The organism is Pseudomonas sp. p50(2008) (assembly GCF_015351605.1).
Classification (GTDB): Bacteria; Pseudomonadota; Gammaproteobacteria; order Pseudomonadales; family Pseudomonadaceae; genus Aquipseudomonas.
On the sequence record NZ_JACMYF010000003.1, the window covers coordinates 321,134 to 339,962 of the forward strand.

Genomic DNA, 18,829 nt, shown 5'->3' on the forward strand with positions numbered 1-18,829 from the left:
GCTTAGAAGTCCGCATCCCAATCCACCTTCATCTCGCCTGCGGCAAGGTCGACGGCCAACACGCATTGCTCCGTATAGGGCAGCAGGCGTTCGCGATCATCCAGGCTGCCAGCGCAAGGCTTGACCACCATTACATCATTGGCGCCGGTTTCCAGAAGATGATCGATCTTCCCGAGCAATTGCCCAAGATGGTCAATGACCTTCAGACCTTCGAGCTGGTACCAGTAGTACTCGCCGTCGGTCAATTCAGGGAACAGGTTGCGCGGCACGCAGATCTCATAACCGGCCAGAAGACGAGCTTCTTCACGATCATCGAGACCCTTGAGCTTCGCGACCAGGAACTTGTCGTTCCCGCGTCCGCTGACCAGCTCAACCTGCTTCACATTGCCTTCGCGCTTGAGCGTCCAGGTTTTGTATTGCAACAGGTTTTCAGTAGGATCAGTAAAGGAGTACACCTTCACTTCGCCGCGAACGCCATGAACAGAATAAATCTTGCCGATAACGATCAAATCATCAGCATCAGCTGGCGTCGCGTTCATATTGCTCAGGCCGCAGCCTTAGCAGCGTCCTTCAACAACTGAGCAACACGCTCAGAAGGTTGTGCACCAACGCTCAGCCAGTAGGCTACGCGCTCTTGGTTCACGGACAGACGAACTTCTTGACCACGAGCAACAGGGTTGAAGAAACCAACCTGTTCCTTGTGCGAACCGTCGCGCGGGTTGCGGCTGTCGGTTACGGTCAAGTGGTAAAACGGGCGCTTTTTGGAGCCGCCAAGGGCAAGACGGATTGTTAGCATGTGAACATCGTTCCTGTAGTCGGTGCTGCAAATCTAAAGGCACAGCGGGCATAGGTGCCCGAAAGGCCGCATATTCTAAGGAATATCCGGACTTTTGCAAATGTCTTTTTCCGGCTGCCTATCGGCCGCCATCAAGATTTGCTATAGAGCCGTCGTTGAAAACGGCCAGTCAGCTCCCGCCAAGTGCGGGTTTGCTGGAGATCTCACATCCCTGTGAGCTGCGCAAGAGCAAGCCCTTACGCGAAAACTTTACATTTTGGGCATGCCGCCGCCGGGCAACATACCGCCCATGCCGCGCATCATTTTGGCCATTCCGCCTTTCGCGGAGAATTTCTTCATCATCTTCTGCATTTGCTTGTGCTGCTTGATCAAGCGACCAATGTCCTGCACCTGAGTGCCGGAACCCATGGCAATTCGGCGTTTGCGCGAACCGCTGATCAGCTCAGGGTCGCGGCGCTCGGCCGGGGTCATGGAGTTGATGATGGCTTCCATCTGCTTGAATTGCTTCTCTGCCGCACCCTGGGCATTGCCCATTTGCGCCAGGTTTACACCGCCGATGTTCGGCAGTTTGTCCATGAGGCCACCAAGGCCACCCATGTTCTTCATCTGTTGCAGCTGATCGCGGAAGTCTTCGAGGTCGAAGCCCTTGCCCTTCTTCAGTTTCTTGGCAAGTTTGTCGGCTTTATCCTTGTCGAGCGTCGCTTCCGCCTGTTCGATCAGGCTGAGCACGTCACCCATGCCGAGGATGCGCGAAGCAATACGCTCAGGGTGAAACGGTTCGAGCGCATCGCTCTTTTCGCCCATACCGATGAACTTGATCGGCTTGCCAGTGATGGCGCGGACCGAAAGCGCGGCACCACCACGGGCGTCGCCGTCGACCTTGGTCAGGATCACACCGGTCAGCGGCAGTGCATCACCGAAGGCCTTGGCCGTGTTGGCGGCATCCTGGCCAGTCATGGCGTCGACCACAAACAGGGTTTCGACCGGGTTGATCGCAGCGTGCAACGCCTTGATCTCGCCCATCATCTCTTCATCGATGTGCAGGCGACCGGCGGTATCGACGATGACCACATCGATAAACTTGAGCTTGGCTTCTTTAATAGCCGCTTGCGCGATGTCGACCGGCTTCTGGCTCAGGTCGGACGGGAAGAACGTAACGCCCACTTCGCCCGCGAGCATTTCCAGCTGCTTGATCGCCGCAGGACGGTAAACGTCTGCAGACACGACCATGACGGATTTCTTTTTGCGCTCTTTAAGAAAGCGCGCAAGTTTACCGGCGGTGGTGGTTTTACCAGCGCCCTGCAAACCGGCCATCAGCACGACGGCTGGTGGCACGGCACTCAGGTTCAGGTCTTCGTTGGCAGCGCCCATCAGGCTTTCGAGCTCTGCCTGAACGATCTTCACGAAGGCCTGGCCCGGCGTCAGGCTGCGCGACACCTCGGTGCCGACGGCGCGCTCCTTGACCGAATTGACGAAGTCTTTGACCACCGGCAAGGCGACGTCAGCTTCGAGCAACGCCATGCGCACTTCACGCAGGGTGTCTTTGATGTTGTCCTCGGTCAGCTTGGCTTTGCCGGTGACATGGCGCAGCGTCTGCGAGAGACGGTCGGTTAAGTTTTCAAACATTGCGCGATCCTTTCAGGCCCTGTGTAGACCGGGATAATGGCGGCCCAGACCGGAATAAACATGTGCTCGGCGAGCCTGCGGCGTGGGCAGGTCGCGGATTATAGCGAAGACTGCGGCTGGCGGACACCTCGCTGTCAGGTTGCATGGTCTTTCGTGCAACTAAGGTTCTATGCCAAACTCAGCGCCTTTCGGGCTTGCCTAACAGGATTTATGCTCCCCTTGTCACCCAGCTTGCTAACGACCCTCGCCGCCGCCTGCTTATACGCCGCTGCGACCATCTACCAAGGCACTCGCCTGGCCTCCGGCGCCAAGGCGAACAAACGCCTGCTGGTCACGCTTGGCGTGCTGGCCGTGCTGGCCCACAGCGCCAGCCTTTTAACCCATCTGTTGACGCCGATCGGCCTGGGCCTGGATTTTTTCAACGCCGCCAGCCTGATTGCGGTGGCGGTCATTGCCCTGACCCTGTTGGCCTGCTCGCGTATTCCAGTGCAGAACCTGCTTGTGTTGCTGTTCCCGCTCGGCGCCGCTACCGTGCTGCTCGCCCAGTTCGCCCCGGCGGGAACCGTACAGATCATCGACGAAGAGCCCGGCATTCTTGCCCACATCCTCTTGTCGATCCTTGCCTACGGCATGTTCACTATCGCCGTGTTCCAGGCCTTGCTGCTGCTGGTCCAGGACCATCAGCTCAAGCACAAGCACCCGTCCGGCCTGATCAAGAACTTCCCGCCGCTGCAAACCATGGAAAGCCTGTTGTTCGGCTTCCTCTGGGCCGGCTGGACCCTGCTGTCGATGTCGCTGATTTCTGGCTGGCTGTTTGTCGACAATCTGTTCGCCCAACACCTGGTGCACAAGACCTTGCTGGCCTGCCTGGCCTGGATAGTGTTCAGCGTGCTGCTGTGGGGCCGTAATCGTCTCGGATGGCGCGGACACAAGGCCATTCGCTGGACCCTCGCCGGTTTCTGCCTGTTGATGCTGGCGTACTTTGGCAGCAAGCTGGTTCGTGAATACATTCTGCACATCTGACGGGCGGCATTAATGGACGACTTGCCCATAGGGCCGATGCTCGCGGTTTTGGCCCTGCTGATTTTATGGTCGGGGCTGTTTACAGCCATCGAAGTAGCGCAACAGCATCTGCTGGCTCAGCGCACCGCCTCGCGTGCCAGCGACAAACCGGTGGCGAAGCTGAGTTTCCCCCTCAACAGCCTGATCCTCTGCAACACCCTGTGCCGTGCGCTGGTGGTGGTCATCAGCACCTTGCTGGCGATTTTCACCTGGGCCGAAAACGGTCCATGGGCTGCCTGCCTTGGGGCTGGCGCCGTTCTGCTGGTGTTCGCTGATTACCTGCCGCGTACCCTGGCGATCCGCTACCCGGATGCGATCCTGGCCCTCGGCAACTCTTTGCTGCGCGCGCCCCTGAAAATAATCTACCCCGCCGCCTGGCTGCTCAATGGCATCGCGCAATTACTGACGCGACCGTTTGCCCGTACGACCAAAGTGGTTCAGCAGAGTGAAGACGAGACACCGAATGATCGGCATGACGATCATGATCAGGCGGTTTGCCGCCCGCATCCGCTGTCGGGTATCCATGCGCTGGACAACATCACGGTCAACGACATTCTGGTACCGCGCAGTGACGTCGACGGGATCAACCTCGATGACTCCCTCGAAGAGATTATCGAGCAGCTGCGCAACAACAAGCGCACGCGATTGCCAGTGTTCCACAGCGACATCAATCAGGTTGAAGCCGTCCTTAATACCCGGCAGATCCGCCATTTGCTGCCCGACGGCACGTTGACCCTCGACGCGTTACTGGCGGCCAGCCACGAACCGTACTTCGTTCCGGAAAGTACGCCGCTGCAGCTGCAACTATTGAATTTCCACAAGCAACAACGGCGCCTGGGCATGGTGGTCGACGAGTACGGCGAAGTGCTCGGCATCGTCACGCTGGAAGACATTCTTGAAGAAATCGTTGGTGAATTCGAAAGCCAGCACAGCCTGGACAACCCTCATATTCACCCTCAAGCCGACGGCAGGCTGATGATCGAGGGCGCAGCGTCAATTCGCGAGCTGAACAAGAGCCTGGGATGGCACCTGCCCAGCGATGGCCCGAAAACCCTCAACGGGCTGGTCACCGAGGCACTGGAGACGATTCCGGAAAGCGCGGTCTGCCTGAAGATCGGACGGTATCGGCTGGAAATCCTGGAGACGGAAGACAATCGAGTTACTCGGGTGTTGATCTGGCATACCAGTTCAGTGCCAGCCATTCTCTAATTCTCACAGTCGCCCCTTGTAGCAGCTGGCGAAGCCTGCGTTGGCTCCGGGGTCGCGCTCGACCGCAGCAGTCGTAAAACCAGACAATGTGGTGGTTCAGAAAATCCGCGTTTACGGGGTTTACGACTGCTGCGCAGCCGAACGCAGGCTTCGCCAGCTGCTACAAGGATTTGCACTTGTTTGATCGTTAGGCTCCTTCCTATAATCGGGGCGCTTACCCAAGCCTCGCCTCACCCTTGTGCTACCCGCACTCTGCGTTAAACCCACATCCCTGGGTGTTCGACCATAATAAAATTTGCTCCACTGGGGCACATGACTGTCAGGGATAACCGCATGACGACCAGCACGACCTACTCAGATACCGCGCCTGCGCAGCCGACGAATTCCGCCACACGTGTGGCCACGGCGAGCTTCATCGGCACCGCCATCGAATTCTACGATTTCTACGTTTACGCCACGGCCGCCGCGCTGGTGATCGGCCCGGTGTTCTTTCCGCAAACTTCCGGCACGGCTCAGATGCTGTCGGCGTTTCTCACTTTCGGTATCGCTTTCATCGCCAGACCGCTGGGTTCGGCGCTGTTTGGCCACTTCGGCGACCGCATTGGTCGCAAATCGACACTGGTCGCCTCGCTGCTGCTAATGGGCGTGTGCACCACGCTGATCGGCGTGCTGCCGGGCTACGACAGCATCGGGGCCTGGGCGCCGATCCTGCTGTGCGTGCTGCGCTTTGGCCAAGGCCTGGGACTGGGAGGTGAATGGGGCGGTGCGGCACTATTGGCTACGGAAAATGCGCCCAAAGGAAAACGCGCCTGGTTTGGCATGTTTCCGCAGCTTGGCCCCTCCATAGGCTTCCTCGCCGCCAATGGTCTGTTCCTGACCCTGGCCATGACGCTGACCGATGAGCAGTTCCGCTCGTGGGGCTGGCGCATTCCGTTTCTGCTGAGTGCCGCACTGGTGATGGTCGGTCTGTATGTCCGCCTCAAGCTCCACGAAACCCCAGTATTCGCTAACGCAATGGCGCGCCAGGAACGGGTAAAAATGCCTGTGGTCGAGCTGTTCAGCCAGTACTGGGCGCCCATGTTGCTGGGCGCCGGTTCGATGGTCGTGTGCTATGCCCTGTTCTATATCTCGACCGTGTTTTCGCTGAGCTATGGCGTCTCGACACTGGGCTACACCCGCGAAACCTTCCTTGCATTGCTGTGCTTTGCGGTTCTGTTCATGGCCGCTGCGACGCCATTATCGGCCTGGGCCAGCGACCGTTACGGGCGCAAACCGGTACTGATCATCGGTGGTGTGCTGGCAATTCTGTCGGGGTTCCTGATGGAGCCGTTGCTGACTCAAGGCTCAACCTGGGGCGTGGCGCTGTTTCTGTGCATCGAGCTGTTTCTGATGGGCGTGACGTTTGCGCCAATGGGCGCGCTGCTGCCTGAATTGTTTCCAACGCACGTGCGCTACACCGGCGCGTCGGCCGCTTACAACCTGGGCGGCATCGTCGGCGCCTCCGCGGCACCGTTCTTCGCGCAGAAGCTGGTGGCGATGGGTGGTTTGAGTTATGTCGGGGGGTATGTATCGGGGGCGGCGGTGTTGAGTCTGATTGCGGTGTTGTGCTTGAAGGAAACCCGTCACAACGATTTGAATCGGGTTGCCTGACAAGGCGTCATCGCGGGCAAGCCTTGCTCCCACAGGTCAGTGTTCATGCACAATTATGTGAAAGGCACTGACCTGTGGAGCAAAGCGTGCTCGCGATGCTTTTACAGCTCTACAACAACCGACTGAGCAGCGCGGGTCGCTTTGGCACGTGCTGCTTCAATCGACTCATCCCGCGCCAACGCCACGCCCATCCGGCGTTGACCATTCACTTCAGGCTTACCGAACAGACGCAGCGCCGTGTCCGGCGCGCTTAACGCCGCGCCCAGGTTGGCGAACGCCGTCTGGGTCGATTGACCTTCCACCAGTATCACAGCGGAAGCCGAAGGGCCGAACTGACGAATCAGCGGAATCGGCAAGCCCAGAATCGCCCGTGCATGCAGTGCGAACTGCGACAGGTCCTGGGAAATCAGGGTCACCAGACCGGTGTCATGCGGACGTGGTGAGACTTCGCTGAACCACACCTGATCACCTTTGATGAACAGCTCCACACCGAACAGACCGCGGCCACCCAAGGCTTCGGTGACAGCTTTCGCCACGCGCTCGGATTCAGCCAAGGCAATCGGGCTCATGGCTTGCGGCTGCCAGGATTCCTGGTAATCGCCCTTCTCCTGACGGTGACCCACCGGTGCACAGAACGTGGTGCCGCCAATGTGGCGCACGGTCAGCAAGGTGATTTCATAGTCGAAGTCGATGAAGCCTTCAACAATTACACGGCCTTTACCGGCACGACCGCCTTCCTGGGCGTAATCCCAGGCGGTTTTCACGTCATCTGCACTGCGCAGCAGGCTCTGGCCTTTGCCCGACGAGCTCATTACCGGTTTCACTACGCACGGAAAACCGAGGTCTTCGACGGCTTTGCTGTAGTCCTCGAAGGTGTCGGCGAAATGATACGGCGACGTCGGCAGGTCCAGCTCTTCAGCCGCCAGACGACGAATGCCTTCTCGGTTCATGGTCAGCTGCGTTGCGCGCGCCGTCGGGATCACGGTGAAGCCTTCAGCTTCCAGCTCAACCAGCGTGGCGGTGGCGATGGCTTCGATTTCCGGCACGATGAAGTGCGGCTTCTCGGCTTCGATGACCGCGCGCAAAGCGGCGCCGTCGAGCATGTTGATCACGTGGCTGCGATGCGCCACTTGCATGGCCGGCGCATTGGCGTAGCGATCCACGGCAATCACTTCAACGCCCAGGCGCTGCAGCTCGATCACCACTTCCTTGCCCAACTCGCCACAGCCACACAGCAATACGCGGGTCGCGGTTGGCGACAATGGAGTTCCGATACGGGTCATCTCAGGTCCTCAAAGAAGCGGATCATCGAGGGTAGCGAGCACGTGGCGCGCTTCCCATGGGGCGAAAGCGCGGCATTTTACATGAACCTGAGGCTTTGGCTTCAGCTGGCGACGGCCTGTTTGCGCAGACGCCACGCCATGATCAGCCACACCGCCGTCACACCCGCGAACTTTGAGCCCATCGCCGTGAGGATCACGCCCGGTGTGAACGCGTCGATCATGCCGAAAAAGATGAAAGTATCGAGGGGGATGCTCAGCGCAGAACTTATCCACAGGCGGTCATGCAACGGGCGTCGGGTAATGGTGAATACCAGCCAGTCGATGCATTCCGACACCGCGAAAGCCGTGGCACTGGCCAGCGCGATGGAAGGGTCGGAAGTGACGTAGGAAAGCACCAGCGCAGCCAGCATTGCGGCGATGGCGCCGTGTCCGAACCGGATTTGCACCATGTCCCGAAGGACAAACACCAACCCACCCCAGGCAGACCAGATGATGTCCAGGTGCGGGGCAGTGGAAAAGGCGTAGTTGATCAGCACGACGCTGCTGATGTAGGCGATCAGGAAAAGCATGGAGATGGGGGATACCTGTCAATTTTGTGCGCAGGGTACTTCACCCGCACACAAGCACCAAACACGGACACGGACACGACAACGAACCTGTAGCAGCTGGCGCAGCATGCGTCCGGCTGCGCAGCAGTCGTAAAAACAGACACTGCGGTCTGATAGGTTAATCGTGAACTCAGGATTTACGACTGCTGCGCAGCCGGACGCAGGCTGCTACAGGTTTGGTGTTTTGCCGATCATCCAGAGCAAACCACTGGACTTGGCCCGCTCATGACATAACCCCAGGACCTGGCGTCGTTCGTCGTTGTCCATCCGGCTCCAGCGAGTGATCTCATCCACTGTGCGCTGACACCCGGTGCAAATATCATCATCGTCCAGCGCACATACATTCACGCAGGGCGATCGGACCGGCCGTTCAGGGGTGTTCATTCTTCCTGCTCGGCCAGATCCCGGGCGTAACGCTGGGAGTTATGTACGTAATGGGCAGCGCTGGCCTCCAGCATCTTCTTCTGCGGCTCGGTCAACTCGCGCACGACCTTGCCCGGCGACCCCATGACCAGCGAGCCATCAGGGATTTCCTTGCCCTCGCCGATTAAAGAATTAGCGCCAATGATGCAGTTCTTGCCGATCTTCGCCCCATTGAGAATCACCGCATTGATACCGATCAGGCTGTAATCGCCCACCGTGCAACCGTGCAGCATGGCGTTGTGGCCGATGGTCACACCGGTGCCGATGGTCAGCGGATAGCCCATGTCGGTGTGCATCACGGTGCCGTCCTGAACGTTGCTGTTCTTGCCGATCAGGATCAACTCGTTGTCGCCGCGCAGCACAGCGTTGAACCAGACGTTGGCGCCCTCTTCCAGTTTGACCTTGCCCACCAGCACGGCATTGGGAGCGACCCAGCTTTGTGGGTGGGTTTCGACGCGGGCGTCGCCCAGGCGGTATTTCATCTTATTGTCCTCAGGGCCAGGCAGGCGCACTTAAAAAGCCGGGGGGTTCGCAATACGAACGATGGCTCAGGTATTGATAAAACTCTTGGGTGGCTGATGCAGGCTGATTTTCGCGTCATACAGCAAGTTGATCAACTCGACGATCATGATCGCCGTCAGGCCCCAGATCTTGTATTCGCCGTAACGATAACTGGGTACATACCAACTGCGACCTTGGTAGTCGATGCGATGGGTATGCTCGCGGGGATCTTCGCGGAAAAATTCAAGCGGCACGCTGAACACCGCAGCGATCTCGGCGTCGTTGGCGCGGTACTCGACGAAATCCGGAATCACGCCAACATACGGTGTGACCTTGATGCCGTGCAGAGAAATCAGCGGGCTGAGCGGGCCGATCACCTCGACGAGTCCTGGGGGCAGGCCGATTTCTTCTTCAGCCTCACGCAGGGCGGTAAAAATCAGGTCAGGGTCTTCAGGGTCGCGTCGACCACCCGGGAAGGCCACTTCACCGCCATGGGTCGAGAGCCCGCTGGCGCGCAGGGTCAGAACCAGTTCCGGTTCGTCACTGCGGGTGATGGGCACCAGTACGGCGGCCTCGGGAAAGCGTTTGTCGGTTTCCAGGGTTCGCGGCGTGTGGTTGCTTACCCGATGCAGTAGCTCATCCAGCATGAGTGATCTCGATCTGTGCCTGTAGGGTCTGTTGACGTTTGCTGACGACCGCGTTGGGCGCCACCGCAGTTCGCGAGCAAACGTCAACAGACCCTATGCATCATGCACCAATCACACCGACCGCCCAAGCCCCGAACAGCCGTGTGTCGCTAAACGACAACTTGCCGACTGACACCGCCGCACGCCAAGATAGGCGCAGCATTCAGGAACCCAAGCATGAAATTTTGCAGTCAGTGCGGTAACCCAGTGACCCAACGCATTCCCGAAGGCGATGCACGCCTGCGGTTTGTCTGCGACAGCTGTCATACGATTCATTATCAGAACCCCAATATCGTCGCCGGTTGCGTGGCCACCTGGGGCTCCAAAGTACTGTTGTGCCGCCGCGCCATCGAGCCACGGCTCGGCTATTGGACCCTGCCCGCCGGTTTCATGGAGAACGGGGAAACCATCGAGCAAGCGGCCATTCGCGAGACCGCCGAAGAAGCTTGCGCCCGGGTCCGCGACTTGAGCATCTATACGTTGATCGATGTGCCGCACATCAGTCAGGTGCATGTGTTCTTTCGCGCGGAACTGGTTGACCTGAACTTTGCAGCAGGCATCGAAAGCCTCGAAGTTCAACTATTTGAAGAGGCCGACATCCCTTGGTCCGACCTGGCTTTCCGCACAGTGGGTCGTACTCTAGAATGCTTTTTCGCTGACCGGCGGACCGAGGTCTACCCCGTACGGTCCGAATCGATCCCGCCGCTTGCTCAGCCGGTCATTACTTGATTTGAATTTTGGAATGCTGCCGACGCTAAAAGATCGTCGACTGCGGCAGCTCCTGCAAAATCACCTATAAATACATAGTCGCGACACCTTTTAGGGATATCGTTTCAATGCGCTGGTTGCTTGCCCTGCTTTGCATGTCGTTCATCGCTGTGTCCCAGGCTTCCACCGTGGTGACCCTGGATGGCAAACCGATCGAAAAGGTGTTGGTGCTCAAGTCCGCTCATCAATTGCAATTGATCGCCGATGGCAAGCCTCTGCGGACCTACCGTATTTCCCTGGGCAAGCAGCCCAAAGGCGCCAAGCTGATGGAGGGCGACAAGCGCACGCCTGAAGGTTTTTACTGGGTCGACTGGCGCAAGGTCAGCGACCGCTTCAATCTGGCGATGCATATCTCCTATCCCAACGTTGCTGACTCCGCCCGCTCCCGACGCGAAGGGGTCGATCCGGGCGGGATGATCATGATCCATGGCACACCCGACACCTACGACTACCCGGAAAACCTGTTCCACACGCTGGACTGGACCGACGGCTGCATTGCCATGCGCAACATGGACATGCGCGAGGTATGGGGTCTGGTGCCGGATGGCACGATGATCGAGATACGTCCGTAACCCTTGGAGCCAGTCGATCTTGAAACACTCGAGCAAACCACTTTCAATTGCGCAACGCTGAAACCTGCAGCAATCATTGAAACTATCGAGGCACTTTCGAGCAATAAAATCTCAGAAAAGTCGTCTTTAAGAGTATTCCTCTCAATTTTTTTCGACTGCTTGCCAACCCTCATCCTCGCGGTTAGGGTTGAAGGCATGAAAACATCTCACACCCTCATTCAGCTTCGCCAGCACCGCAGTCTGTGCCTCGTCAGTGCACGACTGCCGGGCTGAATCGCGGTGCCTCGCCCTACGCTCTATCCCCAGAACTTTTGATACACCGGCAGGCCGCCTTTTTTCGGCCGACACAATAAGGATTTCCCGATGAGCATGCTCAAAGACCCGTCTTCGAAATACCGCGCGTTCCCGACTATCGACATTCCGGATCGTACCTGGCCGTCGAAGACCATCACTGCCGCGCCGATCTGGTGCAGCTCGGACCTTCGCGACGGTAACCAGTCGCTGATCGAGCCGATGGATGCGGTGAAGAAACTGCGCTTCTGGAAAACCCTGGTGTCGGTCGGCGTGAAAGAAATCGAGGCGTCGTTCCCGGCCGCATCGCAAACCGACTTCGACTTCGTGCGTACCCTGATCGAAGGCAACCACATCCCGGACGACACCACCATTCAGGTGCTGACCCAGGGCCGTGAAGACCTCATTGAGCGCACCTTCGAATCCCTGCGTGGGGCGAAGAAAGCCATCGTTCACCTCTACAACGCGACCTCCCCTTCGTTCCGCCGCATTGTCTTCAACCAGGACAAGGACGGAATCAAGGAAATCGCCGTGAGCGCGGCCAAGTTGTTCGTCAAATACGCTGCCCAACAGCCGGACACTCAGTGGACCTTCGAATACTCGCCGGAAACCTTCAGCGCCACCGAACTGGATTTCGCCAAGGAAGTCTGCGATGCGGTAATTGAAGTCTGGAACCCGACGCCTGAGCACAAGATGATCCTCAACTTGCCTGCCACCGTCGAATGCGCCACACCAAACATCTACGCCGACCAGATCGAATGGTTCGGTCGTAACATCAACCGTCGTGACAGCGTGATCATCAGCCTGCACACCCACAACGACCGCGGTACTGGCGTTGCGGCCACCGAACTTGGCCTGATGGCCGGCGCTGATCGCGTCGAAGGCTGCCTGTTCGGTAACGGTGAACGCACCGGTAACGTCGACCTCGTGACCGTGGCATTGAACCTCTACACCCAGGGCGTGAACCCTGAGCTGGACTTCTCCGATATCGACGGCGTGCGTAAAGTCGTTGAGGAATGCAACCAGCTTCCGGTGCACCCTCGTCATCCGTACGTCGGCGACCTGGTTCACACCGCGTTCTCCGGCTCCCACCAGGATGCCATTCGCAAGGGCTTTGCCCAGCAAAAACCGGACGCCCTCTGGGAAGTGCCGTACTTGCCGATCGACCCGGCCGACATCGGTCGCAGCTACGAGGCGGTGATCCGCGTCAACAGCCAGTCGGGCAAAGGCGGTATCGCTTACCTGTTGGAACAGGAATATGGCATCAACTTGCCGCGTCGCATGCAGATCGAGTTCAGCCAGGTCGTGCAGCGTGAAACCGATCGCCTGGGCCTGGAGATGACTGCACAGCAGATCCACGCGTTGCTTCACAGCGAGTATCTGCAAGCCAACACTCCGTATGCGTTGGTGAGCCATCGCCTGCAGGAAGAAAACGGCCACAGCGCTGTTGAAGTGGAAGTGTCCAGCAAGGGCCAGGGCGAAACCAACCTGAACTGGCGCGGCAAGGGTAACGGTGCCCTGGAAGCGCTGGTGGCGGGTTTGCCGATCCCCGTCGAAATCATGGACTACAACGAACATGCAATCGGCGCGGGCACCAATGCCAAAGCGGCGGCTTACATCGAGCTGCGTGTGAACGGTGAGCGTGCGGTGCACGGCGTCGGTATCGACGAGAACATCACCACGGCGAGCTTCAAGGCGCTGTTCAGTGCGCTGAATCGCTCGCTGAGCCAGCCGGAAGCGAAAGCGGCGTAAGCGTTATCGGTAATACAAAAGGCCCCGGGGGTGAACCTTGGGGCTTTTTTGTTTGTGTGGCGCCTTGATCGTTCCCACGCTCTGCGTGGGAACGATCGGCTGAATTTCAGGTGAACTCGAAGGTATCAGCATCCAGATTCGCCGGAAACCGCGTCCGATACGCCTGAAGGTCGGCAGCATTGAGCACCACCGTAAACACCCCATCCGCCTCCCCCGCACTGAGCAACGTCTCCCCCTGAAAATCCAGAACCTGACTGTCGCCGGTGTAGGCGAAGCCTTTGCCGTCCGTACCGATGCGATTCACAGCCGCCACGTAACACAAGTTTTCAATCGCCCGAGCCGGCAGCAAACGGTTCCAGTGCTGGCGCCGTGCACCTGGCCAGTTGGCCGTATAGAGCAGCAGGTCGGTGTCCTGTGCGTCACGACTCCACACCGGGAATCGCAGGTCGTAGCAAATAAGCGGACGCACACGCCAGCCCTTGAGCTCGAACTGCACCTGGCGCTCGCCGGGGGTGTAGTGGTTGTGCTCGCCGGCCATGCGGAACAGGTGGCGCTTGTCGTAATGCAGCACCTCGCCGTCCGGCCTCGCCCACAGCAGGCGATTACGATGACTGCCGTCGGCAGCCTGGACAATCACACTGCCGGTGATCACCGCCTCGAACTTCGCTGCCTGAACCCGCAACCATTTGCTGGTGGGACCGTTCTCCGCTTCGGCCAGGGTCTCGGACTCCATGGAGAAACCGGTGGTGAACATCTCCGGCAGGATGATCAGGTCAGCGCCGCGAGCCTGCTCCAGCAACTGCTCGAAATGCTCCAGGTTAGCCAGGCGATCGTGCCAGGCCAGGGTGGTCTGGATCAGCGCGATGTTCAGATTGGGCAGTGCACTCAGATCACGCATAGTTTTGCCGCTGCTTCACGCAGGGTCTCCTCGCGTTTGGCGAAGCACAGGCGCACAAGGCGCTGGCCTTCGGGGGGTGTCTGGTAGAACACCGAGATCGGGATGCTCGCCACGCCATGTTCGCGGGTCATCCACAATGCCATCTCGACGTCAGTAAGGTCCGGGCGGATCTGCGAGTAATCGACCAGCTGGAAATACGTGCCCGCTACGCGATTGAAAGTGAAACGCGACGGTGCCAGCAAATCGCAAAACAGATCGCGCTTGGCCTGATAAAAGGCTGGTAACTCTTCGACGTGTTCAGGGTGCTCGGCCATGAAGTCAGCGAGCGCGTATTGCAGCGGGGTCACACCGCAGAAACTGACGTATTGGTGAACCTTGCGCAGCTCCGCCGTCAGAGCCGGTGGTGCGACCACATAGCCGGTTTTCCAGCCGGTGACGTGATAGGTCTTGCCGAAGGAACTGACGACGAAGGCGCGCTCGTACAATTCCGGATGGTTAAGCACGCTGACGTGAGGTACGCCGTCGAACACCAGGTGCTCGTAGACCTCATCGCTGATCAGGTAGATGTCGCGATCACGAATCAGATCAGCCAACTGATCCAGTTCGGCACGACTGATCAGCGCACCGCTGGGATTGTGCGGGGCATTGAGGACGATCATCTTCGTGCGCGGGCTCAGCGCCTGGGCGAGTTTTTCGAAATCGATGGCGAAGTCATCCAGGCCCAACTGGACGTGCACGCAACGGCCGCCAGCCAATTCCACCGAGGGCTCGTAGGCGTCGTAGCACGGGTCGAACACGATGACTTCGTCGCCACGATTGATCACCGCCTGGATCGCGCAGAAGATCGCCTGGGTGGCGCCGGGTGTGACGGTCACTTCGTGATCGGCATCCACATTGACGCCATAGCTGCGGGCAATCTTCGTCGCAATCTGCTCGCGCAATGCGGGCAGGCCAGTCATTGGAGAATACTGATTGTGGCCTTGGGCAATATGCCGGCCGACCGCATCACACAGGGCCTGCGGGGCATCGAAATCCGGAAAACCCTGGGACAGATTGAGCGCCCCGGTTTGCGCCGCGAGCTGAGACATCTGAGTGAAGATAGTGATGCCGACATTCGGCAGCTTACTGGTGATCATCGGTAGCCCCTTGCAGGTGAGCTGCAAGTTTCAAGCTGTAAGCGGCAAGCGGTCAAGTCTCAAACCTTCAGGCACAAAAAAGGGCCCCTGACAGGACCCTTTCTTGCTTTGACTCGAAGCTTGCAGCTTGAAATTTAAAGCTGCTTCTATTTCTTGTCGCGGCGCTTTTTGTCGGCCTTTTTGTGGTGCGACATCATGCGACGCTTCTTGTTGACCTGGCGGTCGGTGAGCGAATTCTTGTTGCCTTCGTACGGGTTCTCGCCGCCTTTGAATTCGATGCGAATCGGCGTACCGACCAGCTTCAGAACACGACGGTAAGTGTTTTCCAGGTAACGAACGTAAGACTTCGGCACCTTCTCGATCTGGTTACCGTGAATCACGATGATCGGCGGGTTCGCGCCACCCAAGTGGGCATAACGCAGCTTGATCCGGCGATTGTTGACCATCGGTGGCGCGTGTTCGCCAACCGCATCTTCCAGAATCGTGGTCAGACGGTTGGTTGGCCAGCGGGTAACCGCAGACTTGAACGAGTTCTGTACGGAAGCGTAGAGGTTGCCCACGCCCGTGCCGTGCAGGGCCGAGATGAAGTGGATGTCGGCGTAATCAACGAAGAACAGTCGACGTTGCAGCTCAACCTTGACGAAGTCGCGCTCGCCCGGCGTCATGCCGTCCCACTTGTTGATCGCGATAACCAGCGCACGACCCGCCTCGATGGCGAAGCCCAGCAGGTTGAGATCGTGATCGACCACACCTTCGCGGGCGTCCATCACGAAGATCACCACGTTGGCGTCTTTGATCGCTTGCAAGGTTTTGACCACGGAGAATTTTTCAACTTCTTCGTGGATCTTGCCGCGCTTGCGCACACCGGCGGTGTCGATCAGCGTGTACTTCTCGTCGTTACGCTCGAACGGGATGTAGATACTGTCGCGAGTGGTGCCGGGTTCGTCATAGACGATTACCCGGTCTTCACCGAGCATGCGGTTGACCAGTGTCGACTTGCCTACGTTCGGGCGGCCGATGATCGCGATCTTGATACCGTCTTTTTCGCTTGGGCCAGGAATGCGCTTGGCTTCCTCACCTTCGGCAACGATCTCTTCTTCGCCGTCTTCCGGCTCTTCTTCGTCTTTCGGGAATTCGCTCAGTGCGATTTCCAGCATCTGGGTGATGCCACGGCCATGAGCACCGGCGATCGGAATCGCGTGGCCCATACCCAACGGGGCGAATTCAGCGCGGGCCATTTCCGGGTCGATGTTGTCGACTTTGTTGGCAACCACATAAGAGCGCTTGTTACGTTTGCGCAAATGCTCGGCGATCATCTGGTCGGCGGCGGTGAAACCAGCCTTGGCATCTACCAGGAACAGCACGACATCGGCTTCTTCGATGGCCAGCAGGGACTGCTCGGCCATTTTTTCGTCCATACCATGCTCGTCACCGGAGATACCACCGGTGTCGACCAGAATGTAGGAACGCCCTTGCCACTTGGCCTCACCGTATTGGCGATCACGGGTCAGACCGGACAAGTCGCCAACGATGGCGTCACGAGTCCTGGTCAGGCGGTTGAACAAGGTGGACTTGCCGACGTTCGGTCGGCCCACCAGGGCGATTACGGGAACCATGCGGCTCTCCACTTCGTTATTTCAGAAAATACAAAAGCCGCTGCGAGGCAGCGGCTGGTGCTCGGGGCAACGCTTGAAGGCGTTGCAAGCCTTGCAGAGCAAGGCCGCCTGGGGGTTAAACCCCAAGCATAGTCAAACATTACTTGATGGTCAGGGCTTCCAGTTTGCCGCTGTTGCCATACAGATAAATCGTGTCACCCACCACCAGCGGACGGGCACGCAGGCCGTCGCTGTCGATGCGCTCGCGGCCGACGAAACGACCGTCAACCTGACTCAGCAGGTGCAGGTAGCCTTCCATATCACCGACTGCAACATAGCTGGAGAACACTTCAGGAGCCGACAGCTGACGGCGCGCCAGCGAATCGTTGCTCCACAAAGCGGTGGTGGAACGCTCATCGACGCCTTCAACGGTGCCCGAAGACAGGCTCACGTAGACGCTGCCGAAACCCTGAGCGACGCCGGCATAGCTGGAAGCATCACGCTGCCAGAGCTGACGACCACTTTCCAGGTCCAGTGCCGCGACGCGACCCTGGTAGCTGGCGACGTAAAGCGTACCGCCGGACAGCAGCAAGCCGCCGTCGATATCGACGACACGCTCCAACTCCGAACGACCTTGTGGAATCGCTACCCGTTGTTCCCATACCGGCACGCCGTTGGAAATATCGAGAGCAACCACTTTACCGGTCGACAGGCCAGCCACCGCAAAGCGGTTGGTGACGATAGGAGCACTGGTGCCGCGCAGCGTCAGGACTGCCGGAGTGCTGTCATACAACCAGCGCTGGTTGCCGGTGGAGGCATCCAGACCGATCAGACGATCATCCTGGGTTTGAACCACAACCACGTCGCCGTTGTTGGCCGGCGGAGCGAGGACTTCACTGGACACGCGAGCGCGCCATTTCTCTTCACCGCTGCTGGCGTCGAGGGCAACGATTTCACCCTTGAGCGTACCGATCATGACCAGACCGTAACCCACGCCAACGGCGCCGGACACAGGCACGTCGAGATCTTTCTCCCATTTGACGTCGCCGTTGCTGCGATCCATCGACATCACCACACCGGTGACGTCGGCGGCATAGATGGTATCGCCTTCGATCGCCGGAACCAGCATGTTGTACGTCTCGCCCTGACCGTCACCGATCGAACGACTCCACTGCTTTTGCAGAACCACTTCTTCTTTGAAGTCGGTCAACTCAGCCGGTGGCAATTCCTTTTTGCTGTTGCTGCTGCAACCCGCGGCCAAAATGGCCAGAGCCAGCAATGCTGCATGTTTCCAACGAATCACGTCACGCATCCCCTTTGGCCAGGTCGTCCAGCTTGATTTGTAAGCCACCGACCGCCGCTTCGTCCGACAGTGCCGCCTTGGCTTTTTGGTACGCCGCGTTTGCTTCGTCGGTACGACCCAGCTGCACCAGCAGGTCGCCCTTGAGTTCTTCGCGAGTGGCCAGGAATGCAGTATCAGCATCGCCTTCGAGCAGTTTCAGGGCTTCATCGGCCTTGTTCTGCGCGGCCAGTACCTGAGCCAGGCGCTGACGGGCAATTTCGCCCAACGCCGGGTTCGCCGGCTTGTCGGCAATGGCTTTCAGCTCGCTGGCTGCGTCATCCAGCTTGCCGCTGTCGACTGCTACTTTCGCCACAAACAGACTGCCGTACTGCGCATAGGCGCTGCCGCCGTACTCGCTGTTGAGCTTGCCGGCCAGGTCCGAAACACGTGCCGCATCAGGCTTGCCATCAGGCGTCAGCGTGGTTTCAAGCAATTGCTGATAGAGAATCGAGGCGCCTTGCGACTGATTGCTCTGATACTTTTGAAAGGCCTGCCAGCCGAACACGATGACCAGCGCCAACAGGCCGCCAGTGACCAGGGGCTTGCCGTTGCGTGTCCACCAGTCCTTAAAATCCGCCAGCTGTTCGTCTTCGCTATTCGACACCCCAATACTCCTTAATCGCTAAATCGG

General features: G+C 58.6%; 19 protein-coding genes. 6 read left to right on the forward strand and 13 right to left on the reverse strand.

Annotation, left to right across the window (positions count from 1 at the left end):
- Nucleotides 1-2 precede the first annotated feature (2 nt).
- The 3 genes from rimM to ffh all read right to left on the reverse strand — a co-directional run bounded on the left by rimM (nt 3) and on the right by ffh (nt 2,422).
- Nucleotides 3-539, reverse strand: coding sequence for a ribosome maturation factor RimM (gene rimM / locus H7698_RS09930; RefSeq protein WP_162438272.1), 537 nt, complete (start codon nt 537-539; stop codon nt 3-5).
- Nucleotides 540-544: 5 nt separating this feature from the next.
- Entirely contained in the window at nt 545-796 is a 252-nt protein-coding gene (rpsP, locus tag H7698_RS09935; RefSeq protein ID WP_007944872.1) for a 30S ribosomal protein S16, read from the reverse strand.
- A gap of 249 nt (nt 797-1,045) precedes the next feature.
- Nucleotides 1,046-2,422 carry a signal recognition particle protein gene (gene ffh / locus H7698_RS09940; protein WP_162438271.1) on the reverse strand — a complete coding sequence of 459 codons (1,377 nt, stop codon included), beginning with the start codon at nt 2,420-2,422 and terminating at the stop codon, nt 1,046-1,048.
- Between the two features lie 210 nt (nt 2,423-2,632).
- On the opposite strand from ffh, the gene H7698_RS09945 reads away from it, so the two are divergent.
- The 3 genes from H7698_RS09945 to H7698_RS09955 all read left to right on the forward strand — a co-directional run bounded on the left by H7698_RS09945 (nt 2,633) and on the right by H7698_RS09955 (nt 6,343).
- A complete protein-coding gene (locus H7698_RS09945; protein WP_194691265.1) occupies nt 2,633-3,445 on the forward strand; it encodes a cytochrome C assembly family protein in 813 nt (270 codons plus the stop codon).
- Between the two features lie 12 nt (nt 3,446-3,457).
- Nucleotides 3,458-4,693 (forward strand): transporter associated domain-containing protein, encoded by a 1,236-nt coding sequence (locus tag H7698_RS09950; protein WP_194691266.1) that lies wholly within the window; start codon nt 3,458-3,460, stop codon nt 4,691-4,693.
- 333 nt (nt 4,694-5,026) lie between these two features.
- Nucleotides 5,027-6,343, forward strand: a complete 1,317-nt coding sequence (locus H7698_RS09955; protein WP_162438268.1) for an MFS transporter — start codon at nt 5,027-5,029, stop codon at nt 6,341-6,343.
- Between the two features lie 101 nt (nt 6,344-6,444).
- Here H7698_RS09955 and purT read toward each other — a convergent pair whose 3' ends face one another.
- From purT to H7698_RS09980, 5 genes are all read right to left on the reverse strand, one after another.
- Nucleotides 6,445-7,626 carry a formate-dependent phosphoribosylglycinamide formyltransferase gene (gene purT / locus H7698_RS09960; protein WP_194691267.1) on the reverse strand — a complete coding sequence of 394 codons (1,182 nt, stop codon included), beginning with the start codon at nt 7,624-7,626 and terminating at the stop codon, nt 6,445-6,447.
- A 101-nt stretch (nt 7,627-7,727) separates the two neighbouring features.
- The gene (locus H7698_RS09965) at nt 7,728-8,195 is read right to left on the reverse strand and encodes a preQ0 transporter (protein WP_162438266.1); all 468 of its coding nucleotides are present in this window, start codon (nt 8,193-8,195) and stop codon (nt 7,728-7,730) included.
- Between the two features lie 207 nt (nt 8,196-8,402).
- Nucleotides 8,403-8,618: a DUF1289 domain-containing protein gene (locus H7698_RS09970; protein ID WP_162438265.1), complete on the reverse strand. Its 216-nt coding sequence runs from the start codon at nt 8,616-8,618 to the stop codon at nt 8,403-8,405.
- On the reverse strand, nt 8,615-9,139 hold the full coding sequence (locus H7698_RS09975; protein ID WP_027924900.1) for a gamma carbonic anhydrase family protein: 525 nt from the start codon (nt 9,137-9,139) through the stop codon (nt 8,615-8,617). The genes H7698_RS09970 and H7698_RS09975 overlap by 4 nt, the downstream gene beginning before the upstream one ends.
- Nucleotides 9,140-9,205: 66 nt before the next feature.
- The gene (locus H7698_RS09980) at nt 9,206-9,805 is read right to left on the reverse strand and encodes a CoA pyrophosphatase (RefSeq protein WP_194691268.1); all 600 of its coding nucleotides are present in this window, start codon (nt 9,803-9,805) and stop codon (nt 9,206-9,208) included.
- Nucleotides 9,806-10,021: 216 nt separating this feature from the next.
- On the opposite strand from H7698_RS09980, the gene H7698_RS09985 reads away from it, so the two are divergent.
- From H7698_RS09985 to leuA, 3 genes are all read left to right on the forward strand, one after another.
- Nucleotides 10,022-10,573, forward strand: a complete 552-nt coding sequence (locus H7698_RS09985) for an NUDIX hydrolase (protein ID WP_162438262.1) — start codon at nt 10,022-10,024, stop codon at nt 10,571-10,573.
- Nucleotides 10,574-10,680: 107 nt separating this feature from the next.
- Nucleotides 10,681-11,184: a L,D-transpeptidase family protein gene (locus H7698_RS09990; protein WP_162438261.1), complete on the forward strand. Its 504-nt coding sequence runs from the start codon at nt 10,681-10,683 to the stop codon at nt 11,182-11,184.
- 363 nt (nt 11,185-11,547) lie between these two features.
- Nucleotides 11,548-13,227, forward strand: coding sequence for a 2-isopropylmalate synthase (leuA, locus tag H7698_RS09995; protein ID WP_162438260.1), 1,680 nt, complete (start codon nt 11,548-11,550; stop codon nt 13,225-13,227).
- A 106-nt stretch (nt 13,228-13,333) separates the two neighbouring features.
- Here the strand turns inward: leuA and H7698_RS10000 are convergent, their stop codons facing one another.
- From H7698_RS10000 to H7698_RS10020, 5 genes are all read right to left on the reverse strand, one after another.
- Nucleotides 13,334-14,125, reverse strand: a complete 792-nt coding sequence (locus H7698_RS10000; RefSeq protein WP_194691269.1) for an amidohydrolase — start codon at nt 14,123-14,125, stop codon at nt 13,334-13,336.
- Nucleotides 14,113-15,261 carry a pyridoxal phosphate-dependent aminotransferase gene (locus H7698_RS10005; protein ID WP_194691270.1) on the reverse strand — a complete coding sequence of 383 codons (1,149 nt, stop codon included), beginning with the start codon at nt 15,259-15,261 and terminating at the stop codon, nt 14,113-14,115. Before H7698_RS10005 ends, H7698_RS10000 begins: the two co-directional genes overlap by 13 nt.
- A gap of 146 nt (nt 15,262-15,407) precedes the next feature.
- Complete coding sequence (gene der / locus H7698_RS10010) at nt 15,408-16,877, reverse strand: ribosome biogenesis GTPase Der (protein WP_194691271.1); 1,470 nt, start codon at nt 16,875-16,877, stop codon at nt 15,408-15,410.
- Between the two features lie 139 nt (nt 16,878-17,016).
- Nucleotides 17,017-18,168, reverse strand: a complete 1,152-nt coding sequence (bamB, locus tag H7698_RS10015; RefSeq protein ID WP_162438256.1) for an outer membrane protein assembly factor BamB — start codon at nt 18,166-18,168, stop codon at nt 17,017-17,019.
- Nucleotides 18,161-18,802 carry a tetratricopeptide repeat protein gene (locus tag H7698_RS10020; RefSeq protein ID WP_162438255.1) on the reverse strand — a complete coding sequence of 214 codons (642 nt, stop codon included), beginning with the start codon at nt 18,800-18,802 and terminating at the stop codon, nt 18,161-18,163. The genes bamB and H7698_RS10020 overlap by 8 nt, the downstream gene beginning before the upstream one ends.
- Between the last annotated feature and the right edge of the window lie 27 nt (nt 18,803-18,829).